Raw genomic sequence first — 16314 nt, forward strand, 5'->3', positions numbered from 1 at the left:
GGTAGTCAACATGACATTAAATTGGCAAGAAAAACGATTGCAAAATTCAAGCATTGTGAATATGTGGTTACTGATTTAGGGTATCATGGACTAGAGGAGCGTGGATTTAAGCTATTGACTCCTATTAAGAAAAAGAAGAATTCTGCCTTATCTGATATTGAGAAAAAGTACAATAAAATCATTGGAGAAATACGAATTGTGATTGAACACATCAATCGTCAATTAAAAACATTTAGAATATTGAGTGAACGCTACCGAAATAGACGCAAGCGATTCGGTTTACGCATTAGCTTAATCGCTGCACTGGTAAACCGGATAAACTTGCAATAACGACTTTCGCAAGAGGTCTAATATAATGGCAATTATCAATTTTAGTATGTTCTTTTACAATGGTGTGTCCTAGATAAATTTCATCAATACCATCAACAATATCGTAATGAGCTGATTGCTGGCGAATACGCCCTCTCCCCCATATTGCATTGCTATAAGCAGAGGTTACACCTGAAATTTTGTAGTCACCTTGTATAATATCGTGCTTAAAAGCATTCCAATCATGAATATCGACGTCTGCATGTACTACCCCAATGATTTTATGTTCGAATTGAACTTCAATAACCAAAGGGAGCTGTTTAAAGCGTTCGATAATTTCAAACTGTTTTCTGGCACTCAATTGATAAAACCACTCCCCTCCATTACGTGCATGCATATCTTTTATTTTAGGATCGTCAAGCGACCTTATGCACATTTCTTCATGATTTCCTCTTACACTGCGAAACCATGACTGATCTAATAAGGAAATACATTCTAAATTTTCCTCACCTCGATCTACAAGATCACCTGCACAAATCAGTACGTCATTTTGAAAGTCAAAATTTATTTTCTTGAGCTCTTGTATCAAAAGGCTATAACAACCATGCAAATCACCAACCAGATATATATGATCCGTTTGATTTGGATGTATTGTCGCAATAGGTGAATAGTTCATTGACTTAAATGATCACTCTTAATTTCGATATGATTACCGACTTAACAACTTCCCAATCATTAGTACTCTATCAAAGCTATACACATGTGCAAAAGGACTTTCTACACAACGTCCAACTAACGGCAAATTATGATCAGGTTGACCAGTTCTAAGTACAACCTCTGCTGAACAAATCGGACATGTCCCTCTAAACCGAGTTACTCGTGTTAATTGATTCCGCTCTCTATCACGATACATCTCAATATCAGCATGATCTTCCTTAAGTGAAATAAAAGTCATTGGAGCCTTAATGACACGATGCTCTGGTAAATTCCATAACGGAATGTACCAATACTTAAATGATAAGTAAGAAAATCCAATTAGACAGACAAGGAAGAAAAAATTAATGAGCTTCGTAAACTATACACACACCCTTTAGCTCTCTTACGCCATACCCAACCATCTTATTGGTGGGAGGAAATTTGGAGAAAGCAACCAAGTAACCATACTGCACGATTATATGAAGACCAATGGGCTGATTGGTTATCTACTGTTCATGTTGCGAGTGAAAAAATTTCTTAGAAAAATAAGTAAGCTAAGGCACTATATATTAATATACCCTAGGTTGAAAACCGCTTGCCATTTGTGACATTCCATATTTGAATTTGTTCATATTCCAAAATACCTTCCAAATCCAAAAGGTAACCATCAATGGCACAAGAACCCTCATAATTGTAGCTCGGCATGCGTGACGACAATCCGATGAATTTTGCATTTAAGCATATGAGTTTCCATTGTAAAATCTCCACTAAAGTAAGTTATAACATTGAAATGAATGATGGAAATTTGCTTTTTAAATCGCTGTCCTGCCATTGAAAAAGCGCAACACATACAATTGTCTGAACAGGATGCCTAAGCCTGTAGTTTCATTTTTTAAAAATATGACTGGCGACCAAACCAATAAACAAGCCCCACAACACCGAACTGATACCAAACAAATTAATATTAGAAATGGTGATACAAAAAGTAAGAATCGCTGCTTCACGGTAATCAGTAAATTTAAGGGCTGCCGTCAAAGCATTACCAAACGTACCCAACAAGGCAAACCCTGCCAAGGCCATGACCAGCTCTTTTGGAAAAGCCAATAATAAATATCCGACGGTCACGCCAAATAGACCAACCACGATATAAAAAACGCCCGCAAATACTGCTGCAATATAGCGTTGACTTCGATCAGGATGTGCCTCTTTCCCTGAGCAAATTGCCGCAGTAATCGTCGCCAGATTTAAAGCATAACAACCTAAAGGGGCAAGCAATGTGGTGACTGCACCAGTCCAGCCAACCAGCATATGACTGGAAGCCTTATAGCCTTCGCTTCGCAACACCGCCAAACCGGGAATATTCTGCGAGACGATGGTCACAATAAATAAAGGGATCGCCAAGGTCAAAATAGCATGCAGCGAAAACTCAGGTTGTACAAATATAGGCGTTGCAAAAGACAAGGATACTTTTTGAAAATCAAACAAACCCTGAAAAGAAACTATCATTATGCCCAATAGCAACATCACAGAAATTGAATAGCGTGAAAAAAAACGCCTACCCAACAGATAGGAAACAAGCATCAGCGCAATTAATAGCGCATTTAACTTCACGGCAATAAATGCATCTGCACAGAATTTAAACAATATGGCAGCCAACATACTTGAAGAAATTGCAGGAGGAATATAGTTGTTTATTTTTTCAAACCAGCCACTAAAACCACTCAAGGCGATCAATACACCACAGACAATGAATGCACCGACCCCTTCTGCCAAGTTGATACCTGTAGTACCAATGATAATGGCAGCTCCGGACGTCGACCATGCTAGAACAATCGGCTCTTTATACTTCAGGGATAATACAATACCCAGAATCCCCATCCCTAGACATAGCGCAAGTATCCATGAACCAATTTGTTCTGAATTCGCCGATAAACTATGCGCAGCCTGAAATACCAACACAACCGAGCTCGTAAAACCAACCAGTACAGTGACAAAACCGGCATTCATTGTAGAAATAAGGGAATCGCCTTTTAACATATGCTTTCCTAAATATTATGATGAATAACAATTTATAAATAGTATTTGTTATAGATAACCGGAAACCTTGTAAGCAACACTCACAACCAGTAAAAGCAATGACACAAACATCATATACTTTACAAAAAGATCACCATTTTTAATCGCCATATGGCTACCAAACCAGTTGCCAATCACATTACCCACAATCATTGGGATAGCCATAATCCAGATGATTTTTCCTGCAAAAAAGAAAACCACCAAGGCACCTGTATTGGTCATTAGGTTTAATGGTTTGGCAGTGGCAACAGAGTTTAATAATCCCAAACTCAAATAGGATTTATTTGCCTTGGCCAAGAGCAAACCCGTTCCCGGACCTGAAATACCGTCATAAAAGCCGATGAGTCCATAGGCTCCTACCGATCGCATGGATGGATCAACCTTAGCAGGTGTAGTGCTCATCTGGTTAACAATGATTTGAGATGAGGCTTTATTGTGATTCATTGCATAAGACAATAATGACAATACAATAATCGTCAATAAAAAAATAAGAATCATGACTTCAAGTAACCAGCTTGGTAAGGTCAGTGCCAAAGCACTGCCCAGAATAGAAGCCACTAAACAAGGCAAGGCTAATGCTGCCAGTGCCTGCCAAATCACTTTTTTTCTGGCGCTATAATTAATCGTCGCACTGATTGTTCCAATAATTGCAATCATTTTATTTGTTGCCAGTACACTGACTGGTGGAATGCCTGTCAACAAGAGGAGTGGAACTTGAATCGTCCCACCCCCACCTGCTACAGAGTCAACATAACCAGCAATGAATGCTGCCACAAATAGTCCAAATATCCACCAGTAGCCAATTGATAGCAGTGCAAACTGGCTCGTCATGTAACTCTGTATAAAGTCCATTGTCTTCTTTATTGAGCCAAACTGCTTTTTTCTCGCGTTAGACGTTGGCTGGTTTGTTCTCCAGCAACGCCCCAGTTATCTAGATTGACTTCATCAATCACCACAAAAGTCTTGGCAGGATCTTTATCCAACACTGTTTGCAGTAAATCAGTCACTCCCTTGATCAGCGCTTTTTTCTGCTCTGATGTCACTCCAGTATCAGTGACTTTAATATTGACATATGGCATATCGGGTTTTCTCCAAATTAATCACAAGCACAATTGATAGCAGTTGCTTCTTGCGCCTGCTCAGCATGTAAAGATGAATTGGCTTTTTGAACTGTTGGATAACCATGCTCACGCCACCACTTCAAACCACCGATCAACTCTTTGACTTGAAAACCAAGTCGAGTCATCTTTAATGCACCCGATGTAGACGCATTACAGCCAATGCCATCGCAATACACCACATAGCTCTTGTCTTTTGGCAAACCTTGAGTGGTTTCCTCAAGCATTTGTCCATGCGGGAAACTAATCGCACCGTCGATATGTTCGGCGTTATAGGCATCGAGTGAGCGAACATCCAATACCACGATGTCTTCGCCTTTTTTCTGAGCGGCGTGTAAATCCCATGAATCCATTTCAAACCGAAGTTTGGATTCATAAAAACTTTCTTGTTGCTGTTGCATTATTTTTCTCCAGAATTAACTGCTATAAAGAAGTCTGTTACACCAGACTCATGAAACGTTTTTCACGATCGACATCAAAATATTTGCTGTCTACAATACGGCTGTTATCTTCTTTACAAATTTCGAGATGAAACTTGGTTGGACCTTCATAGCCATAGTAATTTCTTGGAATTTCAATACTATGCGCGCGCTCCAAGTCATAGCGAGACTCGACATCAATAAAGCGTAAAGAGAACGCATCACGGCTCTCCAGCTCACCTTCTTCTAGTGGTGAACTACGATGAATCACATATTTGTCAAATATCAACGCATCGCCCAGTTCAAAATCATCCTCAACCGCATAGTGCTCCAGCAAACGACCGATACCAGATGAGTTTAATGGCTCATCGCGTAGTTTCACGTAATCATCAAAATCAATACCGCCAGTTTCAATTTTTTCTGCCATGCAACGGAATACTGCAGGGTCAATGAAGTCATACATAAATTCGCCAGAAATCACGTCACGCGGTACATAGCACATACCACCACGCTGGCCTTTGGTATCAATACGATGCAACGGAATCCACAAGGTGGTACTGAAATCTTCTGAACGGTTAAAACCAAAGCTTTGTGATTCGATATGCCACGTAAAGCCTTTGCTGACTTTCTTTTTCAGGCCAAATCCAACGCCTTGAGTAAAAAATAATGAACAGTCGTGCAACTGACTCATCAAGTTTTTAAAATGTTCCATCCCAATCAGGTCAAGAATAACGTTGTCATCATTGCAAAGGTCATAGCGCAATTTATCAAAGCCTTTTTGATAGTTATCGGTTGGGGTTTCCAACTCTTCTCTGACTTTACCTTTGAGGTAGTCGATCAGTTCCAGCGAAAACAATTGCTTCATGAGCAAAAAGCCAGTTAATCGATAGTTATCAATATCTTGTTGTGTCAGTTTAAAATCAGGGTTAATCAGTTGCATGTCAAAATCTCCTTTGTTGAGTCATGATTTAATTGAATAAAGGTTTATGTTGTTTGGGTGGCTGCTGTTCGTTTATACAATCCACCAGATTGCCAATAAAGCGATCCAGCCATTCATCACTGAGAGGCGAGAAGCTGATGTCTAATTCCTTGAGTAGTGCCAGTGTTCTTTCATTGCGATAGCGTACGTTTCTACCGCCACGTTTCACCCAAAAATGACCAACCGCAATATCCCTGTCCTTACTGTGACTAAAGGATTTGAATAGCTGGTCAAAGTTCTGGAAATCAGATGCTGAAAACGCCAGTCCGTTACGCTGCATGGACTGAAACACCCGCTTCATATTGATTTGATACGCGCTGTCGACGTGATAAACAGCCGGTGCACAGGCTTGATTGAGAGAAATATGTACCACGCCCTTAGCGACAATATCGACAGGTGAAAGGATGATATCTTCACCACACTCCACTGGCAGCTTGCCGATCTTGGCGCAGGCAATCAAAAACTGAACCAAACGATTATCGGTGGCATTTTTCTGAAAGCGAGCAGAAACCGAGGCAGCAGAAACATTACCTGTTCGGTAGATAAAGCAATTTATCCTTCTGCCACAACTGCTTAATAATGTTTCGGCGTTGTACTTGGTCAGCTCGTAATGGTTCTGAAATTCCTGACCAATATCCAAATCATTCTCAGAAAAATCTTGCATCATGGTTTTTTTGTTGACACCACTGACCGCCAAGGTAGACATGTAGTGCACATCTTTACGACGATTTAACAAAGCAAGATCGATACAGTTCTGTACTGAATTCAGGTTGGTTTTGGCAAAGTCAGCCTCATCCCCCAGCAAACGAGTGTCTGCCGCAAAATGATAAATGGCATCAATCTGCTGTGATAACACCTCATACACCGTACTATTGAGACCAAATAATAGTTCAGCAATATCACCTGCATAGACCTTGATACGATGCTCAAACTGAGACAGCGATATATTGGGGAAGTAGTAATTAAAGCTGCTCGACAGCCTGCTCATGGCTGTCATGGCATCCTTGCTTCTGACCAGGCAATGCAATATGGTCTGCGTCGACTCCAACAGTTCCTTCAGGGCATAAGCGCCAATATAACCAGTGACACCTGTCATCAAGATATTGCTATAGACACGTCTTTCATAAGAAAGCAGTTTCTGGATCAACTTGCGTGGCGCATAGTTAATCATGCCTGTCCGCGTACCGCTTTCGGACATTAATATGGCTTGTGATTGTTCAATCCCAACCAAAGTGGCGACACTGTCTTTGACCTGCTGCATCACCTGTTGCATGACCTGTTTGTCGGTTTCTGTGGAGAAAGACACATCAAGGCATAAACAATCGTGCGTGATTTTTCCTGTCAGCTTAATCTCGTGTCCACGATGATTATCAGCATGTCTGCTATTACCAAATGAGTAAAGGCTTGGCTTTAAGCTCAACTCACCGCGCGTTTCAAAATCCGTATCACCCAGATAGTTGAAACAGATCGCACCCGACGATTGATATGAGCTTGAGGCTTCTGCACGCTGCAAACCAAAGCCAACACCTAAATGCGTGACCTGATTGAGCTGATGGTTAATGTCTTGTGAAATAGATGTAATACTTGGCTGGTCAAGATTAACAAACAGGGGATAAGTCGAGGTATGCCATCCCACCACCCTGCTAATGTCGATACTCTCATCAAAAGTCACACGTCCATGACTTTCTATTTCTACGGCAACCTGCTTTTGTTGATAACCATGGGATCGCAACGCATCCAGAAATGCAGACAACAACACCACATGCAGGGGTTCCTTTAGTACCTGTGATGCATTGTCCTGTAATTGTCTGGTTTCACTTTTGGGGAAACCCAGCCATAGTGTTGACGCTGCGCCTTCTGTATTACCGGCATTAAATGCAGGTGCAAAGTCATTAGTACGACTGGCTGTTGAGGCAAGCCACTCATCCTGAAAGCTTTCTTTAAAACTTTGTAGATGATGCAACCAGTCCCAGAATGTTGTAGTTGCAGGCACAACTTTGTCACTATTGCCTTGCAGGATATTGGTGTAATTACGATTGATTTGGGAACCAATGATATGCCAGGAGATTAAATCTACCGCTAAATGATGGCAGACAATTAGTACCATATCTTGTGATTTTTCGGACTTAAACAGATGCGCCCTGAACAACCTGCCATACTTTAAAGACAATGATTTATTCATTTCTTCCGCTACGGTTTCAATGTGGTACTGCACATTCTGTTCGTGGGTGGTTGAAATAAAAGTCACGCTCAGGTTTTCATCACAACCGCGGTGCTTCACCTTGCCTGTCAGCTTTTTTTCTTCATCGTAGAAAAATGCCGTCGACAAAATAGGATTATCTTTTATCAGCTGATCAATCGACTCATGTAACACATGGATATCGACATCCTTCTCGCCACACTGCAATAATACTGACTGGTTATAATGGTCGGGATAGCGCAAATTCTGGGCAAAGAACTCATGCTGTGCGGATGAGAACAGTGACGTTTCATACTGTCTTTTTTGATTACTTTGAGGAGCAGTGGTTTGCTTGTGTAGCTCACTGGATTGCACCAGTTTGATCAAGCCATTGATCGTTGGCTCTTTAAAGAAAGACAAGGCGGTCACGCGATGTCCCATATCTTGCAATTCTGAAATCAGCTGAATAGCACCCAGCGAGTCACCGCCAAGATCATAAAAATTACTATCACCATCAACCGCTTCAACAGGAATATCAAGGGCTTTTTCAAACAGCTGGCGAATGATCCCTTCCAACTGATCAGTGTCGTTTACTTGTTTTTCCCGTTTGCAGTGATCCAAATGCTCAATCATTGCATCCTTAAGATGCTTTAAGTTCTTTTTGCCATTTGGTGTGACTTCAAAGCGTTCAAACGCCAGCATCACTCTGGGAATCATATAATCTGGCAGTAACTGTTTCATTTGCTGCTTGATTTCCTCTACCGAGAAATCAGCTTGATTCGCCTGCACTGCTGCAACCAGACAGTTTTTCGGGCTGCGCTCGAGATAGAAAACAGCGGCATCGTCTACTTGATCCAGACTACGCATGACTGTTTCTATCTGCTCTAGCTCAACGCGGTAACCATTAATTTTTACCTGACGATCTAACCTGCCTAGAAAGTGGATGCAGCCTTCATCATTCACCCTGACCAAGTCACCCGTTTTATAAAAACGTAAGGTTTGTTGCAGCTGAGAGGCACTCAGATAAATAAATTTGTCTTGTGTATTACGATCATCATGGCGATAACCCAAAGTGACCGAAGGACCACTGACATACAGCTCGCCTGTCGCATTGCGCTGGTGCAACTCGCCATCTTCCGTACAGATATACAGTTGATTGCTGCCAAATGGATAGCCGATTGGTAAAGTATCACTGTCAATATTATTCAGTTGCTGTTGGTTCTGGACATGATATACCGTAATGCCAATGGTCGTTTCAGTCGGGCCATAATGGTTAAACAGCTTGCCAACATTGCCAGAGTCTAAAATCTCTTCTGCCAGTTCTTTGGGCAAAGTTTCTCCACCAAAGACCAAATACTCTAGAGGTGGTGTATGCTTTAGAAAAATAGCGCGCCAATGTGAAGGTGTAATTTTAATAAAGTCGATGCTGAATCGGTCACAATAGTCACGAAAAGCAATCGGGTCTTTGCGTGTACTCTCGTTCAGTAAGTGCAGACATCCACCAGTTATTAAAGATAAAAACAGCGAGGTGTTACCCAAGTCCGCCGCTAAGGTACTGACATGCGCAAAATTTAATGCTTCACTAACGGCAAGCTTTTCATTCACGGCTTGGCAATAGTGCGACAAATTGCCATAGGTGACCATCACCCCTTTAGGCTTACCCGTAGAACCTGAAGTAAACAATACATAAGCCACATCATCTGCCGATGGCGCAGTAAATGCGGTATATGGCGTATCATTTAACAGCAGTGTTTTATAAGTGATGGTCTTGATACCCAGTGCTTTAAATGCTTCAGCATGCTGGGTCTGACAGATAATAATATCTGCATCTAAAGACTTTATTTTTGTATAATTTTCATGCAGCAAACCTTCTTCTTCAACAAAGGTATAAGCATGGTTCGCCTTCAAAACCCCCAGCATCAGGCTAATGGCGTGAATATCACGCGTGGTATAAATACCCACCAGCAAGCTACGTTTGTTTGGTGACACAACCTGTGAATGTGCCAATAAATGGCCTAATAAATTGGAAGCAATGCGCGATGACAAATGCTCAAGTTCTTCATAACTGATGCTTTCACCTTGAGCCATAACCGCCGTATGGTGGGGAAAGCGCCTTGCATTTTCAAGAAGCTGTTCAACAATCACAATGATATCTCCATGTATCCAGCCCTGCTCAAACAAAACGCGGATAAATAACGTCCTTGCCTGTTTTCATGGAGGGCTATAAATCATGCTACAGAACGAGGGAGTGCAGCCACTGCCCCTACTATTTATGAATGGGCAGAATCAAAAGCCTGTTTGGTTTTTTCATGATTCATAAAGCCAGACCGTTTGAGTAAACTGGTGAGATTATGTATTGTGGTTTCGACATAACTTTTAGAATTCTGTAGATATGCTTCATTAGTATCGACAATCACCCGCTCTACTTCCTTAGGGGTTAGTCCACAACTCGCCAGCACGCGCTTTTCAAACTCGCGATCTGCATCATAAGCAAGATAATCATCCAGATACGCCGGTAACATGGCACCAATTACATCTTTGGTACTATCACTCAATCGTGCCCAGTGTTCTTTCATTAAGCGGGCAAAGTAGCTGGCATGATTGCCTTCATCTGAGACATGGTCTGTCAGTACGTTGGTAAATGACTGGGACATTTCCTTATCCCGACCAATGATGATCATGTCCTTGGTTAAAGTATGCTCTGCCAGCGTCACAGAAATAAGCTGGAAATCGTAATGAACCTCTTGTGGCAACAATTCAAAGGCACGTTTTACTGCATCAAGATTTCCATTGCTGTTAGGCACCTCCAATGGCTCAATCCCAGTAATTTTTTTCATTTGCAAGATATAGTCGAGTGCCACATGGGCGTGATAGCCCTCGTCAATCACAATACGCAATGCTGCCAGCTTGTCGACTTCGCTAAAGCCTTTGATAATGTTATTCACAATATTCAAGCTACAATCAATGACAAAGCGGGTTTCCAGCAGGCCAATTTCATACATGTAGCGGTAAGCCATTTGTGCAATCACATATTTGATTGTTGATTCACCTTGAGCCTGAACCAATGGGTGACTACTGATAATCACACGGGAAGTCGGGTAAACGTATTCGTTCTTGGCATTATCAGGCACATAATGGCGCTTGCTGTTCTTGACTGTCGCAGCGGCATACCACTTTTCAACAGTGGTCATAAAATCCTGGTAAGATGATTCAATAAAAGCATTCATTTTTAATATCTCTCATCAATAATGTCGCGTTAATTGGTTTATGAAAAAGGCTTACATGGCCGGCATGCAATCAATGGCTTTCTCTTCCTCGCTCAGCACCTCGCCAATGGCATCAGCCAAGGCATCAGCCAAGTCTTTTAAATGCTTGGTTGTATGAGCAGCAGTGATAAAAATAGGCTCTTCTAAGGAAGGCGCTAACAAAAAGCCTTTATCTAATAGTTTTTTATGAGTTTTGGTGTAGATGTCATATCGTTGTGTTTTGACATCGGCATAGCACGACATTGGCTCATTGCTGTTACGGAAGGCGATACCGCCCAAGCCTTTATAGTGAGTAAACAGAAACGGAATATTCTTTTGTTCAAAAGCTTCAGTAATATAGTTATAAAGAGCTTCTCCCTTATTCTTTAAATTCTCATAAAAGCCCTCTTCTTCCATCACCTCTAATGCCGCCAGTCCGGCAGCCATTGTCAACGGGTTGGCTGCAAATGTGCCGGATTGAAATACGTCACCACCGATTTTAACGTGAGACATGTACTTCTCTTTACCGGCATAGGCACCAATTGGAAGTCCACCACCAATAATCTTGCCGAAGGTCACCAAATCGGGTTCGATTTTCATGAGGTTGCAAACGCCGCCAAAACCAAACCTAAACCCTGTCACCACTTCATCAAAAATAAAAATGGATTGGTATTGGTCACACAAGCTTCTGATTTGTTGAAAAAAGCCATTCTTTGCAATGACAAAGCCCATGTTGGTGGCATACGGCTCTACAATGACTGCCGCAATGTGTTTACCATGCATTTGAAATAAACTTTTAAGCGACTCGTTATCGTTATATTCACACAACAAAACATCTTTGCTTAAATAATCAGAAATGCCTTTGGTCACACCTTTTGTATTGAATAATCTATCTGCAGGCGATGCCAACAATGCATCAGCATGACCGTGGTAAGAACCCACAAATTTAACAATTTTGTCACGACCTGTATGTGCCTTGGCAATACGAACCGTCGTCATTACAGCCTCTGTACCACTACATACAAATCTGATTTGATCCAATACAGGCGTACTTTTAAGAATTTTTTGAGCCAAACGGTATTCAAGCGGAGAGGTTAATCCTAATACTGTCCCCTGTTGAGCCTGATAAGTAATGGCTTGTACCACTTTTGGGTGTGCATGTCCCAGCAGATTTGCACCAAATGCACTTAAAAAATCGATGTAAGTATTACCATCCACATCAGTTACTGTTGCAGCATGCCCATTAGCAAGACAAATTGGATCACCACCAACCTGTCTAAACGCTCTCATTGGTGAGCTAACACCATCAGGAATATAATGAGTATTTTTATTAAACATCTCACGCGACAAATTAACATTACCTCTAATAACCATTTTTTTCTCCTTATTATTCAAATTCAAAAAATATTTTAATCCTGACATGAATTACATAAAATAAACACAACAAAATAATCACACCAGACACAAAAAATATAAACTTTATTTATTTAGTTTTTATTACACACAATATAAAATTAAAATAAATATCAATTTTAAATATAATTCAACAAATTACAATTAAAAATAATTTATAAAAACAAATTTTAATTCAATAATCGATTTAAATTAATTTATAAAATCAACGCCACACGATAATCACATCAAACACAAACACAAACACAAACACAAACAACATAAATTTTATTTATTTAATTTTTATTACGCACAATAGTTAATTAAAATAAATATAAAACAATTCAATAGATTACAATTAAAAATAATTTATAAAAACAAATTTTAGTTTAATAACCGATTAAAATTAGCGTATAAAATCAACAACAAACAATAATCACATCAGACACAAAAAATTCAGACACAAACAATATAGATTTTATTTATTTATTTTTTTAATACACACAACAGATAATTATAATAAATATAACTTTTAAATAAAATTCAACAAATTACAATTAAAAAATAATTTATGAAAGCAAATACCACAAGCTTATTAAAACAACCCAAGCTTAAAAACAACCAATAAAATACAATTCCAATAATAGAGATATTTAATAGGCACAATAGCTCATCACAATTAAATAAAACCATTAAAAAAAGTAGGTTGTTAAGATAATTTTGAAATCATATATATTTAGTTTTCCAACCATAACAACCCACAAGACTCAGGCTTATATTAAACCAAACCTTCAGCTTTTAGTGCCTCTTTGACCGCAACACGCGACGCAACACGACCCATATAATCCTGTAGGTTTTTAAACTCGCTTAAATCAAGGCCTACATGTCCAGCCCAATTAGTGACTGTAAATAAATAGGAATCAGCAATCGTAAAATCCTGCCCAGTCAGATAGCTTGATTGTTGTAACTTTGAATCAAGCCATTCATATTTTTTCTTCAGAATATCTGCATGTAGGTCTTTGCTTTTTTTGTCAAAGTTTGCATTGAATAATGGAGTGAATGATTTATGTAATTCTGATGTGACATAGTTCTGCCACTCATGTACTCTGTAACGGTCTATGGTCAATGGTGATGGATAAGCTGAGCTAGGACCAACAGATTCTGCAATGTATTGTGTGATGATTGGACCTTCGGTCAAAATTTCTCCATTTTTAAGTTCAAGTACAGGAACTTGTCCTCTTGGATTGATACTAAAAAAATTAACACCTGAATCAGTGGTATGGTTGGACAAATCCACTTTCTCCAACTGTACATTGGCATTCAATTCACGAATAATAATGTGTGGAGATAGGGAGCAAGCTCCTGGAGCATAGTACAGTTTCATAATGTGTGTCCTTATAGGTTCAATAAAGTACTTTTGTTATGTACTGAACTTAGTCTATTAGGTGTTTTAAATACTATAAATATCGTTATATTTAATTGAGTAGTTACATAAGGTAAATAATGTCACGGCATTTCGATAAATTACGATTAAGCAGTATTGAGCTTTTTTGTTTGGCTGTTGAACAGGAGAGCTTTACTGTCGCAGCCAATGTGGCAGGTTTAACGCCTGCTGCCGTGAGTAGATCAATTGCCCGGCTTGAAGCCCGTTTGGGCGTTCAGCTATTTGTTCGCACAACCAGAAAAATCAGCCTAACCGAAAGCGGACAAACGTACTATGATACCTGTCGTCAGGCGATTGAAGAAATTGTACAAACAGAATATCAAATTACAGCACAGCAACAACGTCCCTCTGGTACATTGAGAATTAGCCTACCTACATCATATGCACATTTTAGAGTTCTACCCTTACTGGCAGAATTCAACATGCTGTATCCAGATATAAAAATTGAGGTTCATGTCAGTAATCAGAATGTGGATTTTATTAGTGAAAATTATGATCTCGTGATTAGGGCACGAGTCCAAAAAGATTCATCATTTATTGCAAGAGTATTAGAAGATGCAACAATGGTCGTGGTTGCTTCTCCGCCTTATCTGGCGAAATATGGTACTCCACTGACTCTTGCCAATTTATCTAGTCATGAATGTATTCAATTTATTTTGCCAAGTAATGGGCAATGCGTTCCTTGGACTTTCAATGTCGATGAACAATCCGTAATAATGATGACGCAAGGACGAATCCATACTTCTGGGGATATTCTCGCCTCTATCACATTAGCCAAGCATGATGCAGGCTTGCTACAGACCTATCGTTTTTTAGTTGAAAACGACATTAAAGCAGGCACACTCGTTGAGGTTTTACAACCCTTTGCGGGGACATCCAGACCTTTTTCTATTATTTTCCCTTCAAATCAGCATATGCCGCATCGCACACGCGTATTGATTGATTTTCTCATTAAAAGAATCAGAGATAAGCACTTAGCATAACAAGTGCTATCTCCCCCCTTAAAGAGATATTACTTGTCTTGAATCATATGAAGTAATGTCAAAAGACATGATTGGTAATTTTTTACCTAATAAGGAAAAAACGATACTTTCTGTAGTCGCCTCAGCAATATTGGTCCACACCACTCTTGAACCATCCATATCCTGAGTGCTATTCAAATCATGATAATTTAGTTGTCGGATTAACTGGGCAGTAACTGCAACAGAAGGATCGATAATGGTCACACCTGCACCCATAATGTCCTGAATAGTATGTTGCACGAATGGGTAGTGCGTGCAGCCCAAAACAATGGTGTCGACCTGTACTGCCATTAATGGCTCTAAAAGTGCTGTCAGGTACAACCGCATTTCATGACTGTTCACCTGCCCGCTCTCAACACGGTCAGCCAGCCCGATACAAGGGATCAATAAAATTTCAATCCCTTGTCCGTATTCAGCAACCAGCCGACTTACATTCCCCCCCTTTAGAGTCAATGCTGTTGCAAGCACTGCTATCTTTTTGCTGGTGGTCAAATTGACGGCAGGCTTGATTGCGGGTTCAATGGCAATAATTGGAATGCCAAACGAAGACCGAAGCTGATCAATTGCTACAGCTGTGATCGTATTACAGGCGATCACCACCACTTTACACCCAGCCTGGTAGATCAGCGTTTTAATCAAATCTTTTGATCTAGACAATACCCATGAACTGGTTTTGTCACCATACGGTACATTTGCTGAGTCAGCTAAATAAACAATATTCTCGTAAGGTAATTGATCACAAATATACCTAAATAGGGAAAGTCCTCCCAAACCTGAATCAATGACTCCGATGGAATTGTTTTTCTGGAGCACATCTACCTCTATCTAGATTCATTTTAATTTTGAGTAAAATATAAAGTATGTGAAGTGGCGCGTCAAATAAGTATTAGATAATGAGCAGTGCAGAGACGTAATGATCCGATATGGGTAATATTCTGTCGAGGACAAAAGCAAAGAATATTATTGGCAAGAGCATTGTATAGAAAACCTAAAATTCTATTTCTGGGATGAGGTAACTAGCCATTTAGACATCATTAAGGAGAAAGAAATTAACCAGATGATTAAGTCACTCAACATCACTAGAATCATTATCGCTCACCGTCCAGAGTCGATTTCTTCTCTAGATCGTATCACTGCTTTAAATAATGGACGTATTGTGAGTGATCAAATGTTCCAGTGTTTATAATTGCTATCAAATTTAATCTAGAAAATATTTAATAGTAAATATTAGTGTTTAGCTTTAAACAAGTTCGATTCTATCCATTTAAGCAAAGCGATATAGCACGAACAGGAGTAACTGGTATGGTAGGAATAGGAATAGGAATAGGAATAGGAATAGGAATAGGAATAGGAATAGGAATAGGAATAGGTGGTATATTTATGCAGGAATATGCAATAGCTTCCTTAAATATTTTAAAGCTTGAATATACGCTTA

At 39.8% G+C, this 16314-nt stretch carries 13 protein-coding genes and 2 pseudogenes; 3 read left to right on the forward strand and 12 right to left on the reverse strand.

Annotation, left to right across the window (positions count from 1 at the left end; translation table 11 throughout):
* A partial coding sequence (locus tag AC5YD2_RS09360; RefSeq protein WP_496125492.1) for a transposase family protein occupies positions 1 to 330 on the forward strand: 330 nt, incomplete at its 5' end.
* Here the strand turns inward: AC5YD2_RS09360 and AC5YD2_RS09365 are convergent.
* The 11 genes and pseudogenes from AC5YD2_RS09365 to gstA all read right to left on the reverse strand — a co-directional run bounded on the left by AC5YD2_RS09365 (position 287) and on the right by gstA (position 13797).
* Positions 287 to 985 (reverse strand): metallophosphoesterase, encoded by a 699-nt coding sequence (locus tag AC5YD2_RS09365; protein ID WP_496126079.1) that lies wholly within the window; start codon positions 983 to 985, stop codon positions 287 to 289. The two genes, AC5YD2_RS09360 and AC5YD2_RS09365, sit on opposite strands and share 44 nt — an antisense overlap.
* Positions 986 to 1587: 602 nt before the next feature.
* Positions 1588 to 1759: pseudogene (locus tag AC5YD2_RS09370) on the reverse strand (aspartate 1-decarboxylase); the annotation flags it as partial.
* A gap of 131 nt (positions 1760 to 1890) precedes the next feature.
* Positions 1891 to 3042 (reverse strand): benzoate/H(+) symporter BenE family transporter, encoded by a 1152-nt coding sequence (locus AC5YD2_RS09375; RefSeq protein WP_496126080.1) that lies wholly within the window; start codon positions 3040 to 3042, stop codon positions 1891 to 1893.
* A gap of 48 nt (positions 3043 to 3090) precedes the next feature.
* On the reverse strand, positions 3091 to 3912 hold the full coding sequence (locus tag AC5YD2_RS09380; protein WP_496126081.1) for a sulfite exporter TauE/SafE family protein: 822 nt from the start codon (positions 3910 to 3912) through the stop codon (positions 3091 to 3093).
* Positions 3913 to 3941: 29 nt separating this feature from the next.
* A complete protein-coding gene (locus AC5YD2_RS09385) occupies positions 3942 to 4160 on the reverse strand; it encodes a tautomerase family protein (protein ID WP_496126082.1) in 219 nt (72 codons plus the stop codon).
* Between the two features lie 17 nt (positions 4161 to 4177).
* The gene (locus AC5YD2_RS09390; protein WP_496126083.1) at positions 4178 to 4600 is read right to left on the reverse strand and encodes a rhodanese-like domain-containing protein; all 423 of its coding nucleotides are present in this window, start codon (positions 4598 to 4600) and stop codon (positions 4178 to 4180) included.
* Positions 4601 to 4637: 37 nt separating this feature from the next.
* Positions 4638 to 5558 (reverse strand): hypothetical protein, encoded by a 921-nt coding sequence (locus tag AC5YD2_RS09395; RefSeq protein WP_496126084.1) that lies wholly within the window; start codon positions 5556 to 5558, stop codon positions 4638 to 4640.
* A gap of 28 nt (positions 5559 to 5586) precedes the next feature.
* Positions 5587 to 9921: an AMP-binding protein gene (locus AC5YD2_RS09400; RefSeq protein ID WP_496126085.1), complete on the reverse strand. Its 4335-nt coding sequence runs from the start codon at positions 9919 to 9921 to the stop codon at positions 5587 to 5589.
* 125 nt (positions 9922 to 10046) lie between these two features.
* Positions 10047 to 11003 carry a diiron oxygenase gene (locus tag AC5YD2_RS09405; protein WP_496126086.1) on the reverse strand — a complete coding sequence of 319 codons (957 nt, stop codon included), beginning with the start codon at positions 11001 to 11003 and terminating at the stop codon, positions 10047 to 10049.
* 51 nt (positions 11004 to 11054) lie between these two features.
* The gene (locus AC5YD2_RS09410) at positions 11055 to 12443 is read right to left on the reverse strand and encodes an aspartate aminotransferase family protein (RefSeq protein ID WP_496126087.1); all 1389 of its coding nucleotides are present in this window, start codon (positions 12441 to 12443) and stop codon (positions 11055 to 11057) included.
* A 748-nt stretch (positions 12444 to 13191) separates the two neighbouring features.
* Positions 13192 to 13797 carry a glutathione transferase GstA gene (gene gstA, locus AC5YD2_RS09415; RefSeq protein WP_496126088.1) on the reverse strand — a complete coding sequence of 202 codons (606 nt, stop codon included), beginning with the start codon at positions 13795 to 13797 and terminating at the stop codon, positions 13192 to 13194.
* Between the two features lie 119 nt (positions 13798 to 13916).
* On the opposite strand from gstA, the gene AC5YD2_RS09420 reads away from it, so the two are divergent.
* Positions 13917 to 14840: a LysR family transcriptional regulator gene (locus AC5YD2_RS09420; RefSeq protein ID WP_496126089.1), complete on the forward strand. Its 924-nt coding sequence runs from the start codon at positions 13917 to 13919 to the stop codon at positions 14838 to 14840.
* Positions 14841 to 14858: 18 nt separating this feature from the next.
* On the opposite strand, the gene murI is transcribed toward AC5YD2_RS09420, so the two are convergent.
* Positions 14859 to 15692, reverse strand: coding sequence for a glutamate racemase (gene murI, locus AC5YD2_RS09425; RefSeq protein ID WP_496126090.1), 834 nt, complete (start codon positions 15690 to 15692; stop codon positions 14859 to 14861).
* A 107-nt stretch (positions 15693 to 15799) separates the two neighbouring features.
* On the opposite strand from murI, the pseudogene AC5YD2_RS09430 reads away from it, so the two are divergent.
* Positions 15800 to 16065: pseudogene (locus tag AC5YD2_RS09430) on the forward strand (ATP-binding cassette domain-containing protein); the annotation flags it as partial.
* Positions 16066 to 16314: the final 249 nt, after the last annotated feature.

This window comes from Acinetobacter sp. CY73 (assembly GCF_059515865.1).

What these genes read in the sequence shown, in the direction of transcription:
- AC5YD2_RS09365 (WP_496126079.1), bottom strand. Translation starts at nt 985, where the DNA reads ATGAACTATTCACCTATTGCGACAATACATCCAAATCAAACGGATCAT.
- AC5YD2_RS09375 (WP_496126080.1), bottom strand. Translation starts at nt 3,042, where the DNA reads ATGTTAAAAGGCGATTCCCTTATTTCTACAATGAATGCCGGTTTTGTC.
- AC5YD2_RS09380 (WP_496126081.1), bottom strand. Translation starts at nt 3,912, where the DNA reads ATGACGAGCCAGTTTGCACTGCTATCAATTGGCTACTGGTGGATATTT.
- AC5YD2_RS09385 (WP_496126082.1), bottom strand. Translation starts at nt 4,160, where the DNA reads ATGCCATATGTCAATATTAAAGTCACTGATACTGGAGTGACATCAGAG.
- AC5YD2_RS09390 (WP_496126083.1), bottom strand. Translation starts at nt 4,600, where the DNA reads ATGCAACAGCAACAAGAAAGTTTTTATGAATCCAAACTTCGGTTTGAA.
- AC5YD2_RS09395 (WP_496126084.1), bottom strand. Translation starts at nt 5,558, where the DNA reads ATGCAACTGATTAACCCTGATTTTAAACTGACACAACAAGATATTGAT.
- AC5YD2_RS09405 (WP_496126086.1), bottom strand. Translation starts at nt 11,003, where the DNA reads ATGAATGCTTTTATTGAATCATCTTACCAGGATTTTATGACCACTGTT.
- AC5YD2_RS09410 (WP_496126087.1), bottom strand. Translation starts at nt 12,443, where the DNA reads ATGTCAGGATTAAAATATTTTTTGAATTTGAATAATAAGGAGAAAAAA.
- gstA (WP_496126088.1), bottom strand. Translation starts at nt 13,797, where the DNA reads ATGAAACTGTACTATGCTCCAGGAGCTTGCTCCCTATCTCCACACATT.
- AC5YD2_RS09420 (WP_496126089.1), top strand. Translation starts at nt 13,917, where the DNA reads ATGTCACGGCATTTCGATAAATTACGATTAAGCAGTATTGAGCTTTTT.